The organism is Peribacillus sp. R9-11 (assembly GCF_031345095.1).
In the GTDB taxonomy this organism is placed as follows: Bacteria; Bacillota; Bacilli; order Bacillales; family DSM-1321; genus Peribacillus; species Peribacillus butanolivorans.
On sequence record NZ_CP133763.1, the window covers coordinates 4,855,228 to 4,876,638 of the forward strand.

A 21,411-nucleotide genomic window follows, 5' to 3' on the forward strand; every position below is an offset into this window, starting at 1 on the left:
GTGTTAAATTAGGTTATAATAATTATATAACCTATTAATGAGTTTTTTTATGGTTAGAATAAAAGGTGAAATGAGAGATAAACGTAATGACTAAAACAAATAAATTTCCACTTATATCAGGAAATCTTTCTCTTGATTTAGTGAACACAGAACTAGTAAAACGTGGACAGCGACACGATTTATTGCTCTTGGAAAGAGATGTGCTGGAGTGGCTTCATGTAATAAAAGAGGAAAACGCATTTTGGGATGATCGGTTATTCTTAAAGATAGAAGAAAGAATCGGACAAGTATTTTTATGTATTCTAGAAATGCGTGCTGTTTTAAGAGAGCGATTTGAATTAATAGCAGATGGACAATCAATTCCAGATGAATTTATCTCTTTTTTAGAAAATAAGATTGAAAAAGCGCCATTCATCTATAAATTAATAAATCAAAAACTGATACCCTCACCTATTGGAGAGATAGAGGATGTCCTTTTGTCTCTAATTGCCTTTGACGCTTTAACGTTAATTGAAACAAACAAACTTTCCTCCCTCAAGAGATGCTCTAATCCGGACTGCGTACTTTTATTTATTGATGAAAGTGGAAGACGTAAATGGTGTTCAATGAAAATATGTGGCAACAGAAAAAAGGTAGCCCGCTTTCAACACCGGAAGTCTGATGATGAATGAAGAACCAACTTATTTCAGAGTTGGTTCTTTTTTTTAGGCACTCTAACTAACCATTAAAAATACTTTGACGGGTTAGTTAATTTCATGTAAAGTGAAATATGAATAAAAGGAGGGTGAATGTTGGACAGTACAAAAATAGCAAGCCGAGAAGAAAAACACCTATTTAATGTACGATATTTATCTAAAATGAAAGGAAAAGGGAGAAGTCCATTACAGGTTAATGTAAAGGACTCAGTAACAGGCTTGATTGGTGGATTTTTAACCATTTTCGTTCTAGTTTATTTAACAAATATGACATCTGCCGCGTGGTTAATGGCTCCATTTGGTGCAAGCTGTGTCCTGGCATTTAGTGTTTGGAACGCGCCATTATCACAGCCACGAAATATTATTGGTGGCCATTTTGTTTCAACATTTGTGGGCTTAGCTATATATCATCTTTTTGGTGATGAACCTTGGGCAATTGGCTTAGCTGTAGGCTTAGCAATTGCGGTGATGATGCTAACAAAAACGACGCATCCACCAGCAGGAGCAGATCCTCTCGTTGTTATGCTGGGCGCATACAGTTGGAGTTATTTAATTACGCCTGTTTTAATTGGCTCTATCGTTATCGTTTTCTTTGCACTAATCATCAATAATTTGCGTAGCAACCGAGAATATCCAACGTTTTGGATTTGACTTTTATTATTGGGGAGGAAAAAGTATGAAAAACTACATCTTCAAACAATTAAAGTTTGTTCGGGAAAACACTATTAGGTACGTGGCAAATATGAATGAAGAGAAATCACTTTTCATTCCAGTAGGATTCAATAATAATATCAAATGGAACCTAGGACATATATATGTTGTACAAGAAAGGTTCTCCTTTGATATTATTGGAGAAAAAATGACAATGCCGAATCACTTTACGGAATTATTCTCTACTGGTACTAAACCAAGTGAATGGGGAGAACAAAAATCACCCGCGATCTATGACTTAATCCAATTGCTCGATAATCAAGTCAACCGGGTTGAGCAAGCATTGGAATTTCGGTTGAACACAACGTTAGAACAACCATACACAACATCTACAGGTCTTACTTTATCATCAGTAGAAGAATTACTACCCTTTTGCTTATACCATGAGGGAATGCATTTTGGTGCGATTAAATCGATCTCACGATTGTTTCAAGATGGAGAGAGAAAATGAAGTATTTTACTAAGAACTGAAATATTTTAGTTCTGCCTTTTTATACAATAAGTTTTATAGTATTTTCAAATCTGTTTTTTAAAACCATTCAGCCACATTTCAAACGAAATATGGTTAGCAGCTTTAAATAAAGTCTCCAGGATAACTAAGAAAAATAAAATTCATTTACAAACGTTCAAATTTTATTTTAATTGATCAGTCTATTAAATAATGAACATGCAACCAATTGGATGGTCATCTCAAAAAGGGCTCTGAAGCAAAAATTACAATGAATGCAATCTTTGCTCCAGAACCCGTATATTATTAAACCTTAGTATTTATTCCAAGTTATTAAAGTATCAAGTGGTAAACGTACTTTTTCAAATCCTGCTTTCATTCCTTTTCCAATGGAGATTAACATGACAGGTTTGAAGTTTTCCGGTACATTGAATGCATCCACAAATTTGTTTTCATCGAACCCTCCCATAGGGACTGTATCGTATCCTTTTGCTTTTGCAGCTAACATGATCTGCATGGAAACTAAGCCACCGTCAATCATTGCTACACTTAAAGCTTTTTCAGCAGAAAAGTTACCATAATTATGCATAATTGAAGTTACATATGGCTCTTTGATTTCATTCTTCATAATTCCTTTATTAACTAATTCACCATAAATTCGTTCAGCATTTTTGTAACCTTCAATATCAGCTAAAACTGCAATGACAGCAGAGGCATCAACAATTTGTTGTTGGTTATGTGCGATGGGTAGCAATTCTTGTTGGGTTTGCTTATCTTGAATGACAAGGAATCTCCATGGTTGTAAATTAGAAGAAGACGGTGCTTGAATCGCAATATCCAGGATTTCACGAATTTCTTCTTCAGTCATCACGTATTCTGCATCATATTGGCGAACTGATCTTCGTTCTTTCGCTATCGTAATAAAGTCTGTATCAGTAAGTACCTTTGGTTTTTCAAGTGATGTATTTATTTCATTTGATTTAGTTAGGTACTCTTCTTTACTCATTGTATTTTTTGTCATTTATAATGACCTCCATCTAACTGTGTTTATCACAAGAACAGTATATATCAGATACTGTTCTTATGTCAAATACAGTTTATAAAAGACGAAACCCTATTAGTTTCGTTTTTCACATTATGATTTTGATAGTAAGTCAGCAATCGTCTTTTGTTCAAGACCTTGTATAATCCAACTCTCCATCTCATTTTTCAAACCGCATAAAGCATCACGAGAAGATGGTTGAAAGCATTTTTTATCATTCACATCAAGGAAGCCTTTTGAAAAAGGTTCAGATTTTATTGCAGAGTAAATATCGGCAAGTATGATTTGATCAGGATCTTTGGCAAGTGAATATCCACCATCCCTACCTTCCTTAGCTTGAATCAGCCCTGCTTTTACTAAATTACTTAATATTTTTCTAAGAAAACCAGACTCCGAGTTAAGCTTTGTTGCCAACTTACTGCTGTTACATAATCCCTCATGATCTGCAAGAACAAGTAGAGCTTGTAATGCAAGACTGAACCACATTATACTTGAAACCTTTTCGGTCATTTCTTTCACCTCTCCTCTACTTTAAACTATTTTAATGCATATACAACGAGGTATCAAAGAATTCTGCCGGAAAAAAAGCCACTCTTTTTCAGATCTATCTGGATACGAATTTCTAACCATATTGCATTGTATATAACCACCGCAGTACTAGTCTATCAACAATGAGGTTATTTTATTATCCTCGTTGAAAGAACCATTACCCTATTAGAGGGAATATGTGTTTATTTATCATTCCATTTTTCTTTGTATTCTTCGTAAGCTGCTGTCCAGTGATACGGTTGTACTTCTGATAATGTTTTAAAAGTTAGGTCTCGTCCGGGTAAAGTAACAGCTACTTTAACTGTTGGCCCCCAATAAAATAGTCTTTCTTGGCAAATTCCACAGGGAGAAAGCACTTTAAACTCTGACTTCTCATCATCACGAACTACACATATCGAATGCGTAATTTTTTTATTCAATTTATGCGCCTCTAAAATAGCTCCTGTTTCTATACACAGATTTGTCGAATCGTTTATTATATCAGGAGCGACACTTGTGAGTATTGAACCGTCTTCTAAAGCCATTGCTGCTGCTCCGCCCCAACCTTCGGGGTATCTTTTTTCTATTAAGTTAGTAACTGCATCAAATAATTTTTGCTCGGTATTCAAGTCATTACCTCCTTTGTCATTAGTTAAATTCTAACAACCAATCTATTCTAGGTATAGTTTTTTAAAAGCGAAACTGCCCCTTTAGTTGCATTTGAAAAGAGGCTGCCTCAGCAACCTCCTTTACCGAAATAAAGCAACCGTTTGTTCATTTTGATCAGTTTAAGTTCGTTAAAATCTTACTTCCCTTCCAATATGGTATCAGATATCCGGTAAATAAAACTTTTAATAAACTGAACATCATGGTAATTACAGGTTTTTTTTATTTTATCGTGAAAGGGTACCCTGCAATCGATTCACTTCGGCAATTACTTTTTCTTCATCAATCGTTAAGCTGCAGCCGTCTTTTACAACCATCTTACCATCAATGTATACATCACATACATCATTTCCGCGTGCCGCATAAAGCAAATGCGAATATGCTTCACTAAGCGGTTGTAGATGCTCTTTATTATAAGGATAAATAGAAATGAAATCTGCTTTTTTATCTACTTCCAAAGAACCCGTATGGCCCATGCCAATCGCTTCGGCTCCCATTCTTGTTGCCATGGCCAGTGCCGTTTGAGCAGGGAATTTGGTGGCATCTTTATAAATGCCTTTTTGAAGCAATGCAGCCGTTCTCATTTCCTCGAACATATCGAAGTTGTTATTGGAAGCTACGCCATCTGTTGCAACCCCCACTTTAATCCCGGCATCCAAAAGACTGACAATATCTGCAATCCCAGATCCCAGCTTCAAATTACTAATTGGATTATGGGCAACCCTTACATCATGCTGTTTTAATATCGCTCGCTCTTCATCGTTGAGAACCACTCCATGGGCCATCACGGTTGGTTGATCGAAGAGACCTAAACGGCGAAGGTGCTCGACAGGACGAAATCCGTATCGCTTTTCAATGTCCAGAATCTCAAAATCCGTTTCCGAAACGTGAATGTGCACCATCAAATCATTCTCTTTAGCAATCCGTGCACTCTCAACAATCGCCTCAGGCGTACAAGCATACGGGCTATGTGGCGCGACCATGGTAGTCAGGCGGCCATCGGCAAACGTTTTATAGTTTTTAGAAAACTGCTCAGCCCCCGCGAGATTCGCCTTTTGTTCTTTTTCCGTACCTAAGCTAAAAATCGTGTAGGAAAAGGCTCCGCGCATTCCTGTTTCGCCTATCGTCTCCATAACAGCACCCGCATCTATTCCATTAGGATTAAACATATCCGAAAATGTAGTTGTTCCTGATTTTAACATTTCCAAAATGCCAAGCTGAGTACTTACAGAGGCGATTTCTGTTGTAAACTGGCTCTCAATCGGCCATATTTTCGTTTCCAACCAGGGCTTCAGCAACATGTCGTCTCCGATCCCTCGTAAAAGGGTCATCACAATATGCGAATGAGCATTCACAAGGCCTGGCATAATCCATTTTCCGCCAAGGTTGACCACTTGATCTGCATCTGCCAATTGCTCTTCAGAATGCGGTCCGATGTAGGATATGAGTTGATCTTGCACAATCATCATGCCGTTTTCAAAGATTTGATTTTCCTTGTCCATAGTAAAAAAGGTACCGTTAATAAAAATCGTCTTCATTTGTATTTCCTCCAAAATTATTACGTATCATTAGAAAAACTTGTTTCTATTCAGCTTTATTAAAAAGCTACTTTGATAATCCTCTGTATGCCTTCCAAGCTATGATTTGCCAAGTCTATTGCAGATAACATTAGCAAATGTTCTTTTCTACCACACTTATTATTCTCTCCATATAATTAGTAAACGACAGATAACTGTCTATACGAATATCCTCACCCATATAGTTATAATTACTACTTATTCTACAATTAAATATTTTCTAGGCTGTGACCTTTCCACAATTGATATCTGCCACATCATCCGGATCCATCAGATTCTTCGTCTGTTCTAGAGTAAAAATTCTGTTCCAAAATTCGCTAAGATGTACTTTTACGAACGGTTTAGAAACTCACTTGAAACTTCCAAATCCACATGGAACTTTCAAAAAAAACACTTCAAACAACAAAAAAAGCTATCACAATGACAGCTCCGATTTTAAAGTAAAGCATCCGTTAGTTCAAGAACAATATGATTTTTCCATAAATACCCTTCAAATAAAAACTTTCTTCAAGTTGCCGTAGGCTGCGATAACTTCATTTGCGACCTCTATTAAATTGATTTTAACAAAGAGTAAACGTTCGTACCTTCTTTATTGAAAAATTGTCCCATTAGTTGAATTAAAGCTTCATTTTTAGACCCTCATGAGTCGCTTTAAATCCTAAACGTTCATAAAAATGCAGCGCTTCTTCTCGCTTTTTATCAGTTGTTAGCTGAATAATATGACAGCCACGCTCTTTTGCACGCTCGATTGCCCATAGGATTAATTGGGTTCCTATCCCTTTTCCCCGTTCTGTAGATGCCGTTCGAACCCCTTCAATAGTAGCTCTCCAACCACCTTGATGTGTAATATATGGAGTAAAAGTAATCTGTTGAACACCAACAATTTCTTCACCAAGGCACGCAACAATCAATTCATTATTCAGGTCTGAATCAATTGATTCAAATGCTTTTAGATAGCTTTCAGGAAGAGGATTTTCGTAACGTTCTCTCGTCCTCCCCAATTCATCATCCGCAAGCATTTGTACAATTTCATTTAGGTCTTTTGCTGTGGCCATTCTAAATTTAACCATACTACCCCTCCAAGATTTAAGATAAGGTACTTTAGTAACAATCATCATACCTAACGATTAGATAATGATTAAATTTTAATAAATTATTTACATTGATGACTTTTCCTTAATCAACTATCCATACTTTACATACCGCCAACCAAAACTTCATTCCCAATAAGAAAGTACCAAAATTAGAGTACTTGTACCTTATTGGGAATGTGTGCTTAACCGTAAGAAGCATACTAAGCACAGCTGTAGAAGTAGGATAGGTCGATTGGAAATTAGAACTTTGAGTTGGGGTTTATACTAAGATTAATCATCAAGTATATATAATTACATGATTTTTTTTATAAATGAAAAGGTTAATTAAACTAATTTTACGATTTGATTAACCTTTTATAGTACTATCATTTCTGTGAAGTTTTACTCAATAGTAAATAGAATAAATATTGCAGGTATAACCTTAATAAGAAGAATATCCAGTACACCAAAAATGGTATAAAAAAGTGATATTGCTACTTTACTTTCATCTTATAAAACCCCTTTCTATTAAAGGAAGTTTCCAATTTAGACTTTTAAAATTAGTTTCGGCATTCGATGTTATACACTGTTCCTACCTTGCTTTGTCCATTTTCGTATATAGTTTAAATATTATACTTAAAGCTGCAAATAGCATGAGAGTATTTAGTACAAGTAAACCTAATTTAATCTGTGTGTGTTTAAAAATCTTATACTGAAATATTTGTAGAATATTTGTGACCTCTCCATCACCTTTATAGATTATCCAATTCAAAGGTATCCCGTATCCATTGCCGATTTGTGGTAACACGAATGCTGCAACAATAGTCACAGCCAAACTAATTAAGAACAATTTCTTGTAAAACATTTTTTACCACCTATTGTATTTAATTGCATATTTTGTTTATTTTTTTGAAATTATGTTAATATTATTATAGTTTCATACTATCATATTTTATTAGTGGGTAATAAAAGTTTTCAAGCATCATATGTGTTTTTACTTTATTTATGCTCGGGATAGCTAATCCTATTCAAACTTTCGCAGAATCATCATCCACTCAACAGGACATTAATGCTGAAATCAACCAATTAGAAAAAACTTATGGTTTCGAAACAGTTGACTTGAATGATTCAACAGAAACTATTAATCCAACAGAATTAGAGTTTGATACAACAGAAGAATTTGAAGAATTCGTAAAAGGTCTTCAAGAAGAAGATGAAGTTGAAGTTAATGAAGAAATTTTAATTTCTGAAGATGAAGAATACACCGGTAGAATGCAAACTTTTGCTACTACAAAGAATGGCTCAAAACTTCTCAGCTGGTGGGCACCAATTCAAAACGGGAAAATTATACTAGGTTCATACAAGAATATTCGAATTAAATATAAATATAAATATAAATTGGTTAATAAAAAACCTCAGTTTGTATCAGTTTCTGAATACGATTCTTACTTGACTGGTATTAATTTAGAAGTTGACTGGTTACATAAAGATGGGAAGAAATCCTTCAGTAAAAAGAACAGTACAAAAGATACTGCTAACATAACTGTTGAAGACATATATGTGCTAGGTGTTATAGTTGCCGGACACCCTATTGGATTTAAATGGAATGGTTCATGGAAACGCTCTTTAACATTAAAGAAAGAAAAGTGATTAGATGTTCAATAATATGAATGTAGAGGTTTATCAGTCTGTATCACTGATAAACCCTTTTAATTAGCATCATAAACTTCGCAATCTTCGCCACTACCAAGCCTTCTTCTTTATGTATCTTGTTATTATCCCTTATGCCTAGCATAAGACATAGCAGACTACATAGTCCAACAAGCGTTCCCCAAAACATCCTTTTCACTTCATTTATAAACACAAAGGAAAATAACTTTTACTTGAATTTTATTATTAAACTTTATCCATTTACCAGCCCTGTAGCTCTCAATAAGAAAAAGGCTGCCGCAGCAACCTTCATTATTGAAGTAAAGCACTAGTTAGCGAAATAAGGGAGCAATCGTTATCATTAACATTGAAAAGCAAATTAAGAAAATACTTATTTTATTTGAGAGTTTTTCTTTTCCTTTACCTTTATAAAACCCTGAAAATTGAAGACGATTTCTATAGATTAAGTTAACTAAAGCTCCCATTAAACTTCCAAGAATAAAAATGATAGCTACGATGCGAAGTAATTCTAAGATTACCCTAAACATAATTCATCTCCTTATTCAAAAGTTATACCTGCTTTTGCAACTCACTATAATGACTGTGTGGTGACTATCTTCAATTGCACTCTAATCATACAGTGTCTGCCCTACTCTTCTACATAACCTTGTTTTCGGATTCTGTAAGGGTTTTAGGAGCCTTAAGTACATAAAACAATCCGCTGAAAATTAATAAAATTCCAAGGCATTGAAGCAAATCTGGATGAAATCCAGTAATCAAGATATCTAAAAGTATAGCAACAAACGGGTCTACAAAAATCATAAAAGAGACTATGTTTGTAGGCAGGTGACGAATACTATTAAAAAACAAAAGGTACACAACTCCTGTATGAACGATACCAGTGAAAATGGCATAAAACCACTCCGCTGAATGTAGGACTGTGTAGGTTGAAAAATCAATAAACGGAACTAGTAATAGAATACCTATAAACATTTGAAGAGAAGTAGTGGCATACACACTTGTCTTTGTAATGCTCTTTCCTAAAATCATTGTAGCTGCATAGAAAAGGGCCGCAAGCACTCCATATATAATTCCTTCCCATTCAGGAGATGATGAACGGAACCCATCTGTTCCCATAATAAATAATGTTCCTATGAAACATAGAAAGATTGCTACGATAGAGAACAATGTCAATTTCTCTCTAAAGATGAAGCTCCCTATAATAAGAACAATCATAGGAGCTAAATGATAAAGTGAAATAGCAATCGTCACGGATATCAATTCAAACGATTTAAAGAGGAATATCCAGTTTAATAAGTTGGTTCCCCCACAGAGAATGATCAAAGGTGTCTCTTTGAAATTCCATATCTCTTTCTTATAATTCCCTGTCATTACCCAAGCAGTACATAAGAATACTGCAGCACAAATGCAACGAACAAAAACCAGTTCCATTGCCGGAAGGCCTGTGAGTTCAGAGAAAAAACCGACAGTTCCAAATATGGTCATAGCCAAAGAGAGTTGGAATAGTGCATTTCTATTCATTTTTAATTTTCCTTTCTTCATTTCAATAGTAAGCTGGTCATGCTATCTTTCTCAGGCATGCCATCGCGCGTGACAATATTGGCCCACATTTGTTCTAGAATTACTAATCTATCCAGGTTATTGCGCGGCAAGACTGTCACAATATCATCTTCCATACCTTTCATTAATTATTTAGCCTAGGCGGGTTCTATCAATAATTTCCTACAAAGTGCCGAGGCTTTTTGTTCTAAATCCAGTCATTCGGTTATGTATATTATATCTGGGGCTTAATTCTAAAATAGAATTAAGTGTTGGCCCATTTTTATTGTATTTAACAATTCTCATTATATACTCTTGAAGTAGGTTAACGGATGTAGTTTCTCCTTTATCAACTAAAGCTGCCAACTGAACAATGGTTAATTTTCACAGCTTGGATTTGCTCAGTACCCAAACTGTTCCCTTCCTTGCAGTACACAGTGCAATACATTATGTGTTATACCTCCTTCCTATTTATATCTAATTACTTCAGTTCGACAAAAAGCAATAAAGAACCTCCCTTTATATTCCATATTACCTACAAAAAAAAGTCACCACTACATGGCGACCTTTAACTGTTACGATTTAACTCACAACCATATAATCCCTTAAGGCCTGCTGTAGCGTCCCCTTTATCTCTGCTTTATTATCGAAACAAAGCCCTGCACGAATCATTTTTGTAACAATTTCTGGGCGTAATCCAGTAATCACAGCTTTACACCCCATCATCGAGGTCCCATCGAGAATCTTCATTAATTGATTAATGATCTCAACCTCCATTTCAAGAATACCAGATAAATCCAGGATCAAGATTTGAATCTTCAGTTTACCTATTTCCATCAATACCTTTTCCTCGATTATACGCATACGCGATTCATCGATCGATCCAATTAACGGAAGAACGCAGGTAGAGGGAGTGATTGGAATGATAGGAACAGATAGATTTTCTACCAAGTTTTGCTGAGCTAGAATCAATTTGTCTTTATAATCAGAATAACTGATAAAAAAATATTTAAGGAAAACATCAACCTTTTCGTTTACTTTTTTCTCTAAATCGAAAAAGACTTTCGAATCGTTAAACACATCTTTTAATTTCTCAAATTCATAAAGAAAATTCCACAGCGTTCTTCGGATAGCTTGGATCCATTCCAATTTGAACGAGAGAGTTAAGGAATAAGTTGCCCAGACTACTCCTTCTCTTTCGGCAAAGGCAATCATATCATCCTCATTCTGCTCCACGATATAACGGATCAGCTTATGTGCATTATTCAAAAGGTCGACATTTCCAATCAACAAGATTTCTTCAATTTTCTCTCTGACATTAACTGCTTCCGACAAAAGCTGTTCCTCCACCTCACTTTTGTTTTGCACAAGGAATTCCATTATTTTATCTTCCTCATTTAAAGAAAAACTCACTATTCTCCACTCCCTTTTTGGCACATTTCCCCCTGTGATTTTTGTTACTAATACATTCTCTATTGGCGAAGTTTTTTCCTTCTTAATTAGAAGGTTCCCTTTAAAGCTAAAAAAAGGTTCCGAATCTAATCGGAACCTCTCATTAACGAGTCATAATAATTTTTTATTAGCTTGGTAGTGTCAGCTTATTTCCAATAAGCTAGTGTACGTATTCACTCTGGATTTCGGAGGATTCCATACAAAGAAGAACAAAATTAAGTAAGCATAACTATATAGCTATGCTTACTTACAATCATTATTTATTAGGTGTTTCTTTTTCATCATCATCATCCATATTAGTGAGATATGCTTCTTGAATTCCATTCATCCCGTTCATAAGTTGTTCTGTTGTATATTCAAGACTTCCGACTTTACTACTCTGCTTATTTTTATTATTCTGTTCGACCTTTTTAGAATCTGAATTATCCAAGTTTTTCACCTCCAATGTTTAGGATGTCTAAACATGGAAGAAGTATGTATGATGGCTGGCCCTCAATGAAGGGGCTAGCCTTCACTCTACTCTACATTACTATGCTTGGAATAAGTTAATTCATGGCTTATAGACTGGCTTAATGAATAATTTAGGCATACTGCATCACACAAAACATGTACACACTGATCAAACAATGAACTTAAAGGCTGGACACTTTTCGTTTCATGGTTTAAACGATTTTTCGTTGCAGCCGGAATCACCAGAACCTCATTAGAAACATTCGCTAAATCCGATTGATTATTCGTAGTAATGGAAATCACCTTGCATCCGATGTCTCTACCTTTTGCAGCAACGGAAATCACACTATTCGTAGAACCACTCCCGCTAATGGCTATGATTAGATCTCCTTTCGCAAGAGAAGGTGTAATCGTTTCCCCGACTACAAAAACGTTTAAGCCAAGATGCATCAATCGCATCGCAAAGGCTTTAGCCATAAACCCCGATCGTCCTTCACCTACAATAAAAACTCTAGTAGCAGGCTGTATCTGCTGCAGGAGCAATTCCGTTGCTCCTACATCCATTTTGTTAAAAACACCGTTCACTTCTTCTAAAATAATCGAGATTTCCTTTTTCAAGCTTCATTCACACCTTTCACCATATTTATCGTTTCCTTAAACAGACGAGCAGCTTCTGCTGGATCTTTTGCTTTTGTAATCGCCGAGCCAATAATAATAACATCTGGACCCTGCCTGATCATTTCTGGCAAGGTTGCAAGTGTAATCCCCCCTGCTACTGCTCTTATTAATCCAGCCTGCTTTCTCATTTTGGCAACGGCATGATCAGCGATCTCCTGGCTATCCTTACTTACATGCTCACAAAACACTGCCTGATTGTATATCTGTAATTGTTCAAACCGGGAATCAGGTACATTCAATAAATCTATCATGATCTGACCTTTGTATTCACGCGCTTTTTCCAGGCATTTTTGTATGGTTACATCGGGTGCAGCTCCCATCACCGTAGCAACATCTGCACCCTCCTCAAAACATAAATCCATTTCGTAAGCCGCATTGTCCATCGTCTTCATGTCTGCAACGATTTTTTTATCCGGAAATTGATTTTTCATTTTTTTAATACTAGTCGTTCCAAACTCTTTAATAAGAGAAGTTCCTACTTCTATCCAATCAATAGAGGATTCCACGGTTCGAGCCATTTCAATGGCTTCCTTCATGTTCATGCGGTCCAGTGCTAGCTGAATGATCATGACGAAACTACCTCCCTTTGCTCGACTGATGCAACCACAGGCTTTTTAACCGTCAATGTGAGCAGAGCTGAAATCAATAAGGAACCGGCCATAAAAATATAGGATGCTCCTGGCCCTCCAGTTAAGCCGTTCAAATATCCAACAAAATAGGCACCTACAAATGAACCAAGCGCCCCCATACTATTAATTAGGGCCATTGCTCCTCCAGCCACATTCCGCGGAAGAATTTCAGGAATGATGGCAAAGAAAGGGCCATAAGGGGCATACATAGCACCGCCAGCAATGACCAACAGAGCATATGAAAGCCAGAAATTCGATGTACCGATCATGAAGGATCCGAAAAATGCGACCGCCCCTACAAGCAGCGATGTCCAAACAAACGTTTTTCGATTTAATGTTTTATCTGAAAAATAGGATAATGTCAGCATCGAAATAACAGCTAACAAGTAAGGCCCGGATGATAACCAGCCCGTTGCTACAATATCCATATGGGATGCCTTTTTAATAATAGATGGCAGCCACATAACAAACCCATATACTCCAATACTCCACGTAAAGTATTGGATGCTGAGTACGATGACCTGCTTTGATTTAAAAGCTTCACGATAATCTTTTACAGGCTTTAATGCAGCCTGTTCTTCTTGAAGGACAGACTCCATATTTTTCTTTTCTTGATCCGTAAGCCATTTAGCATCTTTTGGACGGTCATTAACAAGCTTATACCAGATAAACGCCCACAGGACAGCCGGAAGTCCTTCAATTATGAACAGCCATCTCCAGTCAAATGCCTTCAATAAATAACCGGAAAGTATCGACATCCATAATACAGTAACTGGATTTCCTAAAATCAAAAAGGTATTGGCACGAGAACGTTCTTCTTTTAAAAACCAGTGGCTTAAGAAAACGAGCATCGCAGGCATAACAGCGCTTTCAACTACTCCCAGCATGAAGCGAATGGGATATAACCACTCCACACTTGTCGCCATTCCCGTTAATGTGGCTAGTCCTCCCCAGAGAATCAAACTCCAGAAAATAAGTTTCTTTGCACTTTTCTTTTCCGCGTAATGTGCGCCAGGAACTTGGAAAAAGAAATAACCAAGGAAAAATAAGGCGGCCAGAAAGGAAGATACTCCTGCTGTAATATTGAGGTCTTCCCCCATCCCTCCTGCTACACCAAATCCATAGTTGGCACGGTCGAGATAGGCGAGACTGTATGTGATGAACACCAAAGGGATTAATCTCATCCACCTTTTCCTCGAAGCTACCTGTAATTGAGCAGATTTCATGATTGAAGCACTCCTTTTTTCATAAAGTGTTCTAGCTCTACCATATTAGGAAACCCCTCATGATCTCCAGAAGACATCACGGCTTTTGCTCCTATCGCATTTCCTCGTACAACAGCTTCTTCATATGACAACCCTTCCAATAATGCGCTGATTACCCCGACAGCAAACCCGTCTCCCGCCCCAACTGTATCAACCACTTTCGTGACAGTAAAACCGGGCACCTGTTTCCTTTCATTTTCTGTAGCAAGATAGGCTCCTTCTTCCCCCAGTTTAATCACCACAAGCTTAACCCCTCGTTCTAGATAATAACTGGCGATATCCTCTTTGTTGCCATATCCTGTTAGAATTTCTCCCTCCTGAATTCCGGGAAGCAGCCAATCCGCCTTTTCTGCAAACTGATTGACGACGTTAATCATCTCCCTCTCATTCGACCAGAGGGTAGGACGAAGATTTGGATCGAATGATATGGTTACATCCTTTTGTTTCAGATGATTCAACACTTGCCACGACAAATCTCTGAAACTACCTGAAATGGCAGGCGGTATCCCTGTTAAATGCAGGTGCTGAGTTAAAGGGAGCTGTTCTAATGGAAAATCCTCTAGGGAAATCTTACTGGCGCTTGAATTCTTCCTAAAGTATTCAACGACCGGATCTCCTTTTTCGACTTTCGATTTCAACTGGAACCCTGTTGGATTTAGCTCATCCACTAAAATATTCGAGACATCTACTCCTTCAGTTGTGAGCGTTTTCATAATCATTCGCCCGAATGAATCATTTCCGACCTTGCTCATCCATGCAGTCCTGATTCCTAACCTTGACAAGCCAATGGCTACATTGGTTTCCGCCCCCGCCACAGATCGTTTATAACTTAAGCAGTCTTCAAGGCTCCCCGGCTCATCCGCTATGAACATCGCCATTGCCTCTCCCATCGTTAATACTTTAAGCTCGCTCATGGTTAACCCCCTGTTCCATTTTCATATGTGAAATATAGGTTGCTACATTTTCCAAGGTTACTGGGAATTCTATCGCTCTCGGATAGGTACCACTTAACCTTTCTAATAACTCATTCACATCAGACTGCAGTGGCAATGAAATCGGCTCAGTTATCCATTCCTCTTTCTCCCTCTTCACCTGTTTCAAATGAACATAGACAACATATCTCCCTAACTCTTGTGCAGCCTTCATTGGAACCTCATCTGTGTACAGCCAGTTGCCCATATCAAAAGTCAATCGAATCGGAATGTCCAACTTCTCAGAACGGTTCAGAAAATGAGCGATTCGATTTAAATTTCCACCTTCAAGCGTTTGGTCGTTTTCGATGGTAATCTTTAATCCACTGTGGCTTTGCATCTCTTCTACTAAAACCTTATTTACTTGAGTCATATCAGTTTCCGTGAAATGATAGTGTCCTAGAGGCAGCTTTAGCAATTCAGCTCCCAGTTCATCCGCTTCCCTAGCCAGTTGCTTAAAACGTTGCTCATCCATTTGATAGTGAGGGCCGATCAGACATTCAGGAGCAGAATAATAAATGTCTAAGTTAAGCTCTCTGCATAAGGCACCTAATTCTTTCAATGAATCATCTGGGCCCAATAGCTCTCTTCTGATTTCGATTCCATCTGCTCCAGCGGATGAGATTGATTTTATGATTTCAAGATGCCCGAGTGTTTGAAGTATTTCTAATGGTATTGAATTCATGCATACAAAGACTTTCATATTATTCCTCCTAATGAATGCGTTTTCATCAAAATGGTATCGGTACCATTTTGTGATGAAATAAGACTTCCTTTCTTAGAAGACTTATTTCTGGATATAAGGCGTTGTTTGTCTTATGTTCAGTTTCGCTTGATACGCCATTGTTTGGGCTGGAGACTCGTGCCCGTCAATACGACGCAATATCATTTCCATAGCAGCCACCCCGATTTGATACGTAGGCTGTTCAATTGTTGTAATTCCTGAATAAACAATCGTACTCCACTCTGGATTATCAAAGCCAATCATTGCTAAATCTTTTGGAACCGACAGTTTCTTTTCTTGTAAAAGCAAAATTAATTTTAATAGCACCACACTATTTGCGGTTAATATAACTCGTGCCTTGCCTTCTGAGTCATCTAAAAAGTGCTGAAGCTTGGAATCTACATCATTTAAATCGTCGACATTTACCTCATAAACATCTTTTGAACTCGGATGACCGTGGCTCAATAACGTTTGCTGAAAGGATAGCCGCCGTTCATACCGGGTACTTACTTTGCTTGCTGGTTCGCTGAAAAACGCTATTCGTTCATAGTTTTGGTTGACCAAATAATTGACCGCTTGCGAAGTGGCCTGAAAATTATCCAAGCCTACAGTATCAATTTCAAGATCAGGTACTTTCCGATCCAGCAAGATAATCGGCGTCTTCTGGTCTTGCATCTGTTTTAACATGTCGTGATTTCCGCCGGTTGTATGAATAATAAGCCCATCAATACGATGGGATAGAAGCATTTCAAAATATCCTCTTTCCTTAACCGGATTATTATCCGAGTTGCAAATCATCAGATTATAACCGTTCTGGCTGCATATATCTTCAGCCCCACGAAGGATAGCCGTCGTGTATGGATTGTTAATGTCTGCAACTATAATTCCAATCAAATAACTCTTATTGCTTTTAAGCCCCCTGGCCATGGTACTGGGGCGGTACTCCATTTTGTTGATTGCCAGCTCGATTTTCTTGCGGGTTTTGTCAGAGAGCTCATCATATCTCCCCCCTAAATAGCGGGAAACCGAGGTTTTTGAGACACCAGCTTCTCTAGCGACGTCGTAAATTGTAACTTTTGAATTTTCTCGTTTAACCATTTCATTCATCCATTCGCGAATTTTGGTACCGGTTCCATTTTTATAAATATTAACACATTACCAATGAATGTCAATCTATTTTCAATCATAATACTCTTTCGAATTTAAAAAAGAACATTACATTAAATCACTTGTATTCTTTAGTTTTCCTTTTTAAAAAGTTTATTTTCAGGTAGTTGCACAAACAAAAAAAGCGGCCAGAGGGCAGCCGGATCTTCAATGAAAGCAAGTTTTCAACCTAAAAAAGCCGATTAGTGTACGTTAAAGTATCGACTTCCTTAATTTGTTTAGTTAAACTAACACCACCATTAGCTTAAAAATAAGTTATCCGCAGATTAATAGTTAAATATGATAAGAAGCATTCATGTGGCGGACTTTCCAAAAAAATTGTAAATATTAAAATCTGTCATAGGAGCATCGGTTAAACCAATATTTCGTCCAATAGTTATAATTTGCCCTCGATGATAGGTACTGTGATTCATTACATGGAGAATATATTCAAATCTTGGACGGGTTTCATTAAACCATGGAGTTTCCACATGGCAATCTTTTGTTATTGAACTTTCGGTAAGTGAATTCACATATAGGGCCAGTTCTTTGGAATTGTCCACAATCATTTTAAACACCTCTTCGACAGTCTTATATGATCGATCACTGAAAACCCCTATATCCGGTGTTGACTCCTGCTTTAACACTTCCAACCAAAATTTCTCACCATCAGAAACATGCTTGAGTGTCCAATTGATACTCGGAAAACTCGAAGGTATTTTCTGTTCTATTATTTCAGATGGCTTTGTTTTCAGCCAATCTATCAATTGGGCATTTGCCCAGAGGTTGTAGTTCGCATAGTCTTTCATGAGCGATGTTAAATTCATTTCTTTTGTTTCTGGTTGTTTTTCTTTCATGTTTAACTCTCCTTTGTTTTAAGATTTTTTTCTACCCTTTTCTTACGTTGTTACCTTAAATAATATTCTTCCATATCCCCCTTTGATACCAAGTTGAAAGAGTGTAAAACTAAACGGCCACGTTAGCACAATAAGAAAAGAGTTGCCGCAGCAACCCCTACTTTAAACTTAAGCCCCCGTTCATTAAATAAGAGGTCATATTCAAGTCTATCGTTTAATAGTCATCTATCTCATCACTTTGAAGAACTGGACATTTGAAAAAAACCTTAATAGGGTCCTAGTGAACCCCCTGGTATTTTAGGAACCATCCATATCTAATCTTAGTTCTATGTTTTCTTAACTTGGAAGCATTTCAATTACAACATGTATATTTTAGAAATTTGGAACAAATATTATTACAGTTGCAAATCCAAAGGAGGTGGCTAAAATGAACGCACAACGAGCAGAAGAAATTGCTTCTTCGCCAATTATGGCTAATGTGACCTATAATGGGGAAAGTATCTACATTGAGCATGTGGATGAACAGAATGGAATAGCTACAATCCATTCCCTTGATGAACCAAATAATAAACAAAGTGTTTCTGTAACCATCTTAGAAGAACAGTAATTTGTCGTGTATTTCCTCGATACAATAAGAAACCTTCACCTTCGGGTGGTGGTTTCATTTTAGATTAAGTTCAGTTGCCATCTTCTTCTTTAACAATCCATCTCCTTAATTAGAGCCTTTTCAATAAACTGCCACGTTACTTGAAGTAAAACTACCCCTTCCGTTATATCATTATTAAATAAAGAACTTATATACTTTATTAACTTAAGAAAAGTCCCTTTATTTATAAATATGTAGTCATCCTCTTGAACTCCGATACCAAGATAAGGCTTTTCGTTCAATTTCCAATAATAACTTTTCTTTTCCTTTGATGTACGAATCCATATCGTAAGGAAATATATATGACAATTCCTCTTTAAGATCACCATATTTTTCTGCAGCAGAAGGATTTTCTCGTAAGTAATTTCGAAAAGCAAGATGACGTTCAATTCCGGGATTGCCTAATTGATAAATATGAACGTGATGAGTTCGGTTATCTCCTCCTTTTTGAAAGAACCTACGTCCATATAATCCGTTTTCTCCTTTCGGCTCATAACCAATCCCTAACATATTCTTGTTAAACTCATCTATTAGATGGATTTTTCTTACCACAGGCATTATGTCAATAACAGGCTTTGCCTTTAGTCCGTAAACAGAAGTACTTCCTATATGATGAATTTCAATTATTTCAGGCCCAAAAATCTTATGTATTACATTAGCCTCTTCCTTATACATAGAAGTCCATTGGTTATTATATTCAGTTACTTCAACTTTTCTTATTTTTAATCCCTCCTCATATATTTCCCATTTTTTATTTTACAATATATTAGCTCGGCTGATCTTATCTATCTTCATACAGATACCGTCTATATTGAAGACCAACAAAGATCTAAAGGGTTTTGGGCAGAAAAAGTGGATTTTGAAGTGCGCAGACCATCCAATGGGTCCAAAAGAGAAAGCTTATGTAGTTCCGATTTTTCAATAAGCTTAGCTTCGAGCATTAACATAAAAAAACCTCCTATCATTTTCTTAATAGGAGGTTTTATAAGGTAAGTCTATAATACTCATTAATCTAGACTTTTTTGCTATAAGAGTATACCTTCAGAATCCTTCGTTCTTCTTAACGAATAGTGTTCTTGAAATAGAATTTTTAAATCATGTACTATCTGCACTCTTTCAGACGGTCAAAAAATTTGTTATGTCCCTATAATTTACGAAAACTAATAGAAAACTAGTGTAGGTATATTCATATAGCCTCATAATTTTCTGATTCTTTCCCCCGACTTAATGATAATATTCATATTCCATAAATCGCCACTTTCAATATGACTTTCCATCTGTGATACATCAATATCAGTATCGATTTTCACCCTTTTACGCTCTTTTCCTCTTAATCTTACCTCATATGGAGAATCGGTATTCATAAGTGAAATCATTTTCACATCATCTTCGTACTCGTCAAAAAATTCAATAGTGAATTGTGCATCATCCTTGCTGTAGTTTTCAAAAGGAAGTTCGCATTCCCCATGCAATATTGTCTCATTGGTCATTTCAAAACTGCAACTACTTATATCACGTTCATAGGAAATGGCGTAAATGCCAGTTGCAAAATATTTTTGAAACGAACTGGCTAAGAAAGGAGGAGTAATCATTGCAACCATAATAGCCAGCACTACAAATCTACCATGATATTTTCCCAATGATTTCACAAGAAAAAATAAGCTCATTATTAAAAAAATTAATGATGTAATTCCTATATACTGTAATCCATTTACTGATTCAACAGGTATATTTAAAACCAAAGCAACTGTTTCACCATAAGGACTTTCATGTGGGAAAGGGAAATTTAATGCCATAGACACAAATAAAAAAATGAGAGCAAAATATATATATTTTTTATCTTTTATCAATATGAACCACACCTATTCATTTACTATTATTCAGAACACTTCTTACAACAGGTTTTATTATCTTATTTATCTTGTAACAACACAGTGTAAATTTAACATGTAATTTCCTAAAAGGATATATATCAAAAAAAAATCTCCTGCCCCTTAGTTCAATAAAAACCCCTGTATAGAAACAAAGAAAGCATATAAAGAGGCAATAATACTCATATACCCCCAAAATCTTTTTCTATCTTTTTGAAGCTCGGCTAATCCTGTCACCAACATTAACGCTCCTAAGAAAAAAATCATATATGAAGATAGCTCGAAATTTTTAGTGATTAAACCATATCCTGATAAAGTAAGAACTATTATAGAAAAAACGATTCTTAATATTTTTAACAAGGTACCCCACCGACCTTCCATATTAACCCGTTATACTAGAATAAAAAAGCTATCCTATATAATAAAAGGGCCTAAGCTACTACAATAACTAATTAGAAAATTTTACCGAACTAGTCCCCATTATACTTCCCCCACCAATTCCAATCACTATGCCAAAAAGTGTCCATTGGGATATATAAATTCCTACTAGAAACAACGATAACCCTACTAGCCCCATTAACAAACCAATTTTTTTATACCTAGGAGCCCCTTTCATGATCTTCCAATAGATATTTACGGATATAATTGGATAAAGTTCCAATTATATTAATTTCTAATTAACCTTTTAGCTTAATAAAGGACTGTTATTCAACTAATGCTGCCGGGTTAGTTGAATAGAAAAAGGCTTTACTTCTCATTGAAATAAAGCACC

27 protein-coding genes are annotated in these 21,411 nt (G+C 36.4%); 5 read left to right on the forward strand and 22 right to left on the reverse strand.

The features are described 5' to 3' along the window. The first annotated feature begins 86 nt into the window (after window positions 1-86). The 3 genes from RE409_RS23505 (at window position 87) to RE409_RS23515 (ending at window position 1,857) form a co-directional block, all read left to right on the forward strand. The gene (locus RE409_RS23505) at window positions 87-671 is read left to right on the forward strand and encodes a CGNR zinc finger domain-containing protein (RefSeq protein ID WP_309558165.1); all 585 of its coding nucleotides are present in this window, start codon (window positions 87-89) and stop codon (window positions 669-671) included. 117 nt (window positions 672-788) lie between these two features. After that, on the forward strand, window positions 789-1,346 hold the full coding sequence (locus RE409_RS23510) for an HPP family protein (RefSeq protein WP_309558166.1): 558 nt from the start codon (window positions 789-791) through the stop codon (window positions 1,344-1,346). A gap of 25 nt (window positions 1,347-1,371) precedes the next feature. Beyond that, entirely contained in the window at window positions 1,372-1,857 is a 486-nt protein-coding gene (locus tag RE409_RS23515; RefSeq protein WP_309558167.1) for a DinB family protein, read from the forward strand. 310 nt (window positions 1,858-2,167) lie between these two features. Here RE409_RS23515 and RE409_RS23520 read toward each other — a convergent pair whose 3' ends face one another. The 6 genes from RE409_RS23520 to RE409_RS23545 form a co-directional block, all read right to left on the reverse strand. Next, window positions 2,168-2,875: a nitroreductase family protein gene (locus RE409_RS23520; protein ID WP_309558168.1), complete on the reverse strand. Its 708-nt coding sequence runs from the start codon at window positions 2,873-2,875 to the stop codon at window positions 2,168-2,170. Between the two features lie 114 nt (window positions 2,876-2,989). Continuing rightward, entirely contained in the window at window positions 2,990-3,406 is a 417-nt protein-coding gene (locus RE409_RS23525; RefSeq protein WP_098176049.1) for an RrF2 family transcriptional regulator, read from the reverse strand. Between the two features lie 221 nt (window positions 3,407-3,627). Further along, window positions 3,628-4,053: a cytidine deaminase gene (locus tag RE409_RS23530; RefSeq protein ID WP_201186751.1), complete on the reverse strand. Its 426-nt coding sequence runs from the start codon at window positions 4,051-4,053 to the stop codon at window positions 3,628-3,630. A 264-nt stretch (window positions 4,054-4,317) separates the two neighbouring features. Further along, window positions 4,318-5,646 carry an amidohydrolase family protein gene (locus tag RE409_RS23535; protein WP_201188056.1) on the reverse strand — a complete coding sequence of 443 codons (1,329 nt, stop codon included), beginning with the start codon at window positions 5,644-5,646 and terminating at the stop codon, window positions 4,318-4,320. A gap of 638 nt (window positions 5,647-6,284) precedes the next feature. Then, window positions 6,285-6,737 carry a GNAT family N-acetyltransferase gene (locus RE409_RS23540; protein WP_201186753.1) on the reverse strand — a complete coding sequence of 151 codons (453 nt, stop codon included), beginning with the start codon at window positions 6,735-6,737 and terminating at the stop codon, window positions 6,285-6,287. A 595-nt stretch (window positions 6,738-7,332) separates the two neighbouring features. Continuing rightward, entirely contained in the window at window positions 7,333-7,605 is a 273-nt protein-coding gene (locus RE409_RS23545) for a hypothetical protein (RefSeq protein WP_201253991.1), read from the reverse strand. 140 nt (window positions 7,606-7,745) lie between these two features. Between RE409_RS23545 and RE409_RS23550 the strand changes: the two genes are divergently transcribed. After that, window positions 7,746-8,390: a hypothetical protein gene (locus RE409_RS23550; protein ID WP_309558169.1), complete on the forward strand. Its 645-nt coding sequence runs from the start codon at window positions 7,746-7,748 to the stop codon at window positions 8,388-8,390. A 332-nt stretch (window positions 8,391-8,722) separates the two neighbouring features. On the opposite strand, the gene RE409_RS23555 is transcribed toward RE409_RS23550, so the two are convergent. The 12 genes from RE409_RS23555 to RE409_RS23610 form a co-directional block, all read right to left on the reverse strand. Next, complete coding sequence (locus RE409_RS23555; protein ID WP_309558170.1) at window positions 8,723-8,938, reverse strand: hypothetical protein; 216 nt, start codon at window positions 8,936-8,938, stop codon at window positions 8,723-8,725. A 109-nt stretch (window positions 8,939-9,047) separates the two neighbouring features. Then, a complete protein-coding gene (locus RE409_RS23560) occupies window positions 9,048-9,932 on the reverse strand; it encodes a DMT family transporter (protein ID WP_201250374.1) in 885 nt (294 codons plus the stop codon). A gap of 17 nt (window positions 9,933-9,949) precedes the next feature. Then, window positions 9,950-10,096, reverse strand: a complete 147-nt coding sequence (locus RE409_RS23565) for a hypothetical protein (protein ID WP_201222975.1) — start codon at window positions 10,094-10,096, stop codon at window positions 9,950-9,952. Between the two features lie 436 nt (window positions 10,097-10,532). Continuing rightward, a complete protein-coding gene (locus RE409_RS23570) occupies window positions 10,533-11,363 on the reverse strand; it encodes an STAS domain-containing protein (RefSeq protein ID WP_309558171.1) in 831 nt (276 codons plus the stop codon). Window positions 11,364-11,658: 295 nt separating this feature from the next. Further along, window positions 11,659-11,832: a hypothetical protein gene (locus tag RE409_RS23575; protein ID WP_157444338.1), complete on the reverse strand. Its 174-nt coding sequence runs from the start codon at window positions 11,830-11,832 to the stop codon at window positions 11,659-11,661. 86 nt (window positions 11,833-11,918) lie between these two features. Further along, a complete protein-coding gene (gene hxlB / locus RE409_RS23580; RefSeq protein WP_201222971.1) occupies window positions 11,919-12,470 on the reverse strand; it encodes a 6-phospho-3-hexuloisomerase in 552 nt (183 codons plus the stop codon). Next, window positions 12,467-13,099, reverse strand: coding sequence for a 3-hexulose-6-phosphate synthase (gene hxlA / locus RE409_RS23585; protein ID WP_201186768.1), 633 nt, complete (start codon window positions 13,097-13,099; stop codon window positions 12,467-12,469). The genes hxlB and hxlA overlap by 4 nt, the downstream gene beginning before the upstream one ends. Further along, the gene (locus tag RE409_RS23590; RefSeq protein WP_053347753.1) at window positions 13,096-14,385 is read right to left on the reverse strand and encodes an MFS transporter; all 1,290 of its coding nucleotides are present in this window, start codon (window positions 14,383-14,385) and stop codon (window positions 13,096-13,098) included. The genes hxlA and RE409_RS23590 overlap by 4 nt, the downstream gene beginning before the upstream one ends. Beyond that, the gene (locus RE409_RS23595) at window positions 14,382-15,338 is read right to left on the reverse strand and encodes a sugar kinase (RefSeq protein ID WP_201222969.1); all 957 of its coding nucleotides are present in this window, start codon (window positions 15,336-15,338) and stop codon (window positions 14,382-14,384) included. Before RE409_RS23595 ends, RE409_RS23590 begins: the two co-directional genes overlap by 4 nt. Next, entirely contained in the window at window positions 15,325-16,098 is a 774-nt protein-coding gene (locus RE409_RS23600) for a sugar phosphate isomerase/epimerase family protein (protein ID WP_309558173.1), read from the reverse strand. The genes RE409_RS23595 and RE409_RS23600 overlap by 14 nt, the downstream gene beginning before the upstream one ends. An 84-nt stretch (window positions 16,099-16,182) precedes the next feature. Beyond that, window positions 16,183-17,217 (reverse strand): LacI family DNA-binding transcriptional regulator, encoded by a 1,035-nt coding sequence (locus RE409_RS23605; RefSeq protein ID WP_056520161.1) that lies wholly within the window; start codon window positions 17,215-17,217, stop codon window positions 16,183-16,185. 362 nt (window positions 17,218-17,579) lie between these two features. After that, a complete protein-coding gene (locus tag RE409_RS23610) occupies window positions 17,580-18,122 on the reverse strand; it encodes a DinB family protein (protein ID WP_309558174.1) in 543 nt (180 codons plus the stop codon). Window positions 18,123-18,549: 427 nt separating this feature from the next. Here RE409_RS23610 and RE409_RS23615 point away from each other — a divergent pair, with 427 nt between their 5' ends. Next, the gene (locus tag RE409_RS23615) at window positions 18,550-18,729 is read left to right on the forward strand and encodes a small acid-soluble spore protein H (protein ID WP_053347758.1); all 180 of its coding nucleotides are present in this window, start codon (window positions 18,550-18,552) and stop codon (window positions 18,727-18,729) included. A 237-nt stretch (window positions 18,730-18,966) separates the two neighbouring features. Here the strand turns inward: RE409_RS23615 and RE409_RS23620 are convergent, their stop codons facing one another. The 4 genes from RE409_RS23620 to RE409_RS23635 all read right to left on the reverse strand — a co-directional run bounded on the left by RE409_RS23620 (window position 18,967) and on the right by RE409_RS23635 (window position 20,999). Beyond that, window positions 18,967-19,488 (reverse strand): GrpB family protein, encoded by a 522-nt coding sequence (locus RE409_RS23620; RefSeq protein WP_201188062.1) that lies wholly within the window; start codon window positions 19,486-19,488, stop codon window positions 18,967-18,969. A gap of 86 nt (window positions 19,489-19,574) precedes the next feature. Continuing rightward, window positions 19,575-19,715, reverse strand: coding sequence for a hypothetical protein (locus tag RE409_RS23625; RefSeq protein WP_201186776.1), 141 nt, complete (start codon window positions 19,713-19,715; stop codon window positions 19,575-19,577). Between the two features lie 249 nt (window positions 19,716-19,964). Then, window positions 19,965-20,618 carry a hypothetical protein gene (locus tag RE409_RS23630; protein ID WP_201186778.1) on the reverse strand — a complete coding sequence of 218 codons (654 nt, stop codon included), beginning with the start codon at window positions 20,616-20,618 and terminating at the stop codon, window positions 19,965-19,967. A 144-nt stretch (window positions 20,619-20,762) separates the two neighbouring features. Beyond that, the gene (locus tag RE409_RS23635) at window positions 20,763-20,999 is read right to left on the reverse strand and encodes a DUF3953 domain-containing protein (protein ID WP_201186780.1); all 237 of its coding nucleotides are present in this window, start codon (window positions 20,997-20,999) and stop codon (window positions 20,763-20,765) included. Window positions 21,000-21,411 lie beyond the last annotated feature (412 nt).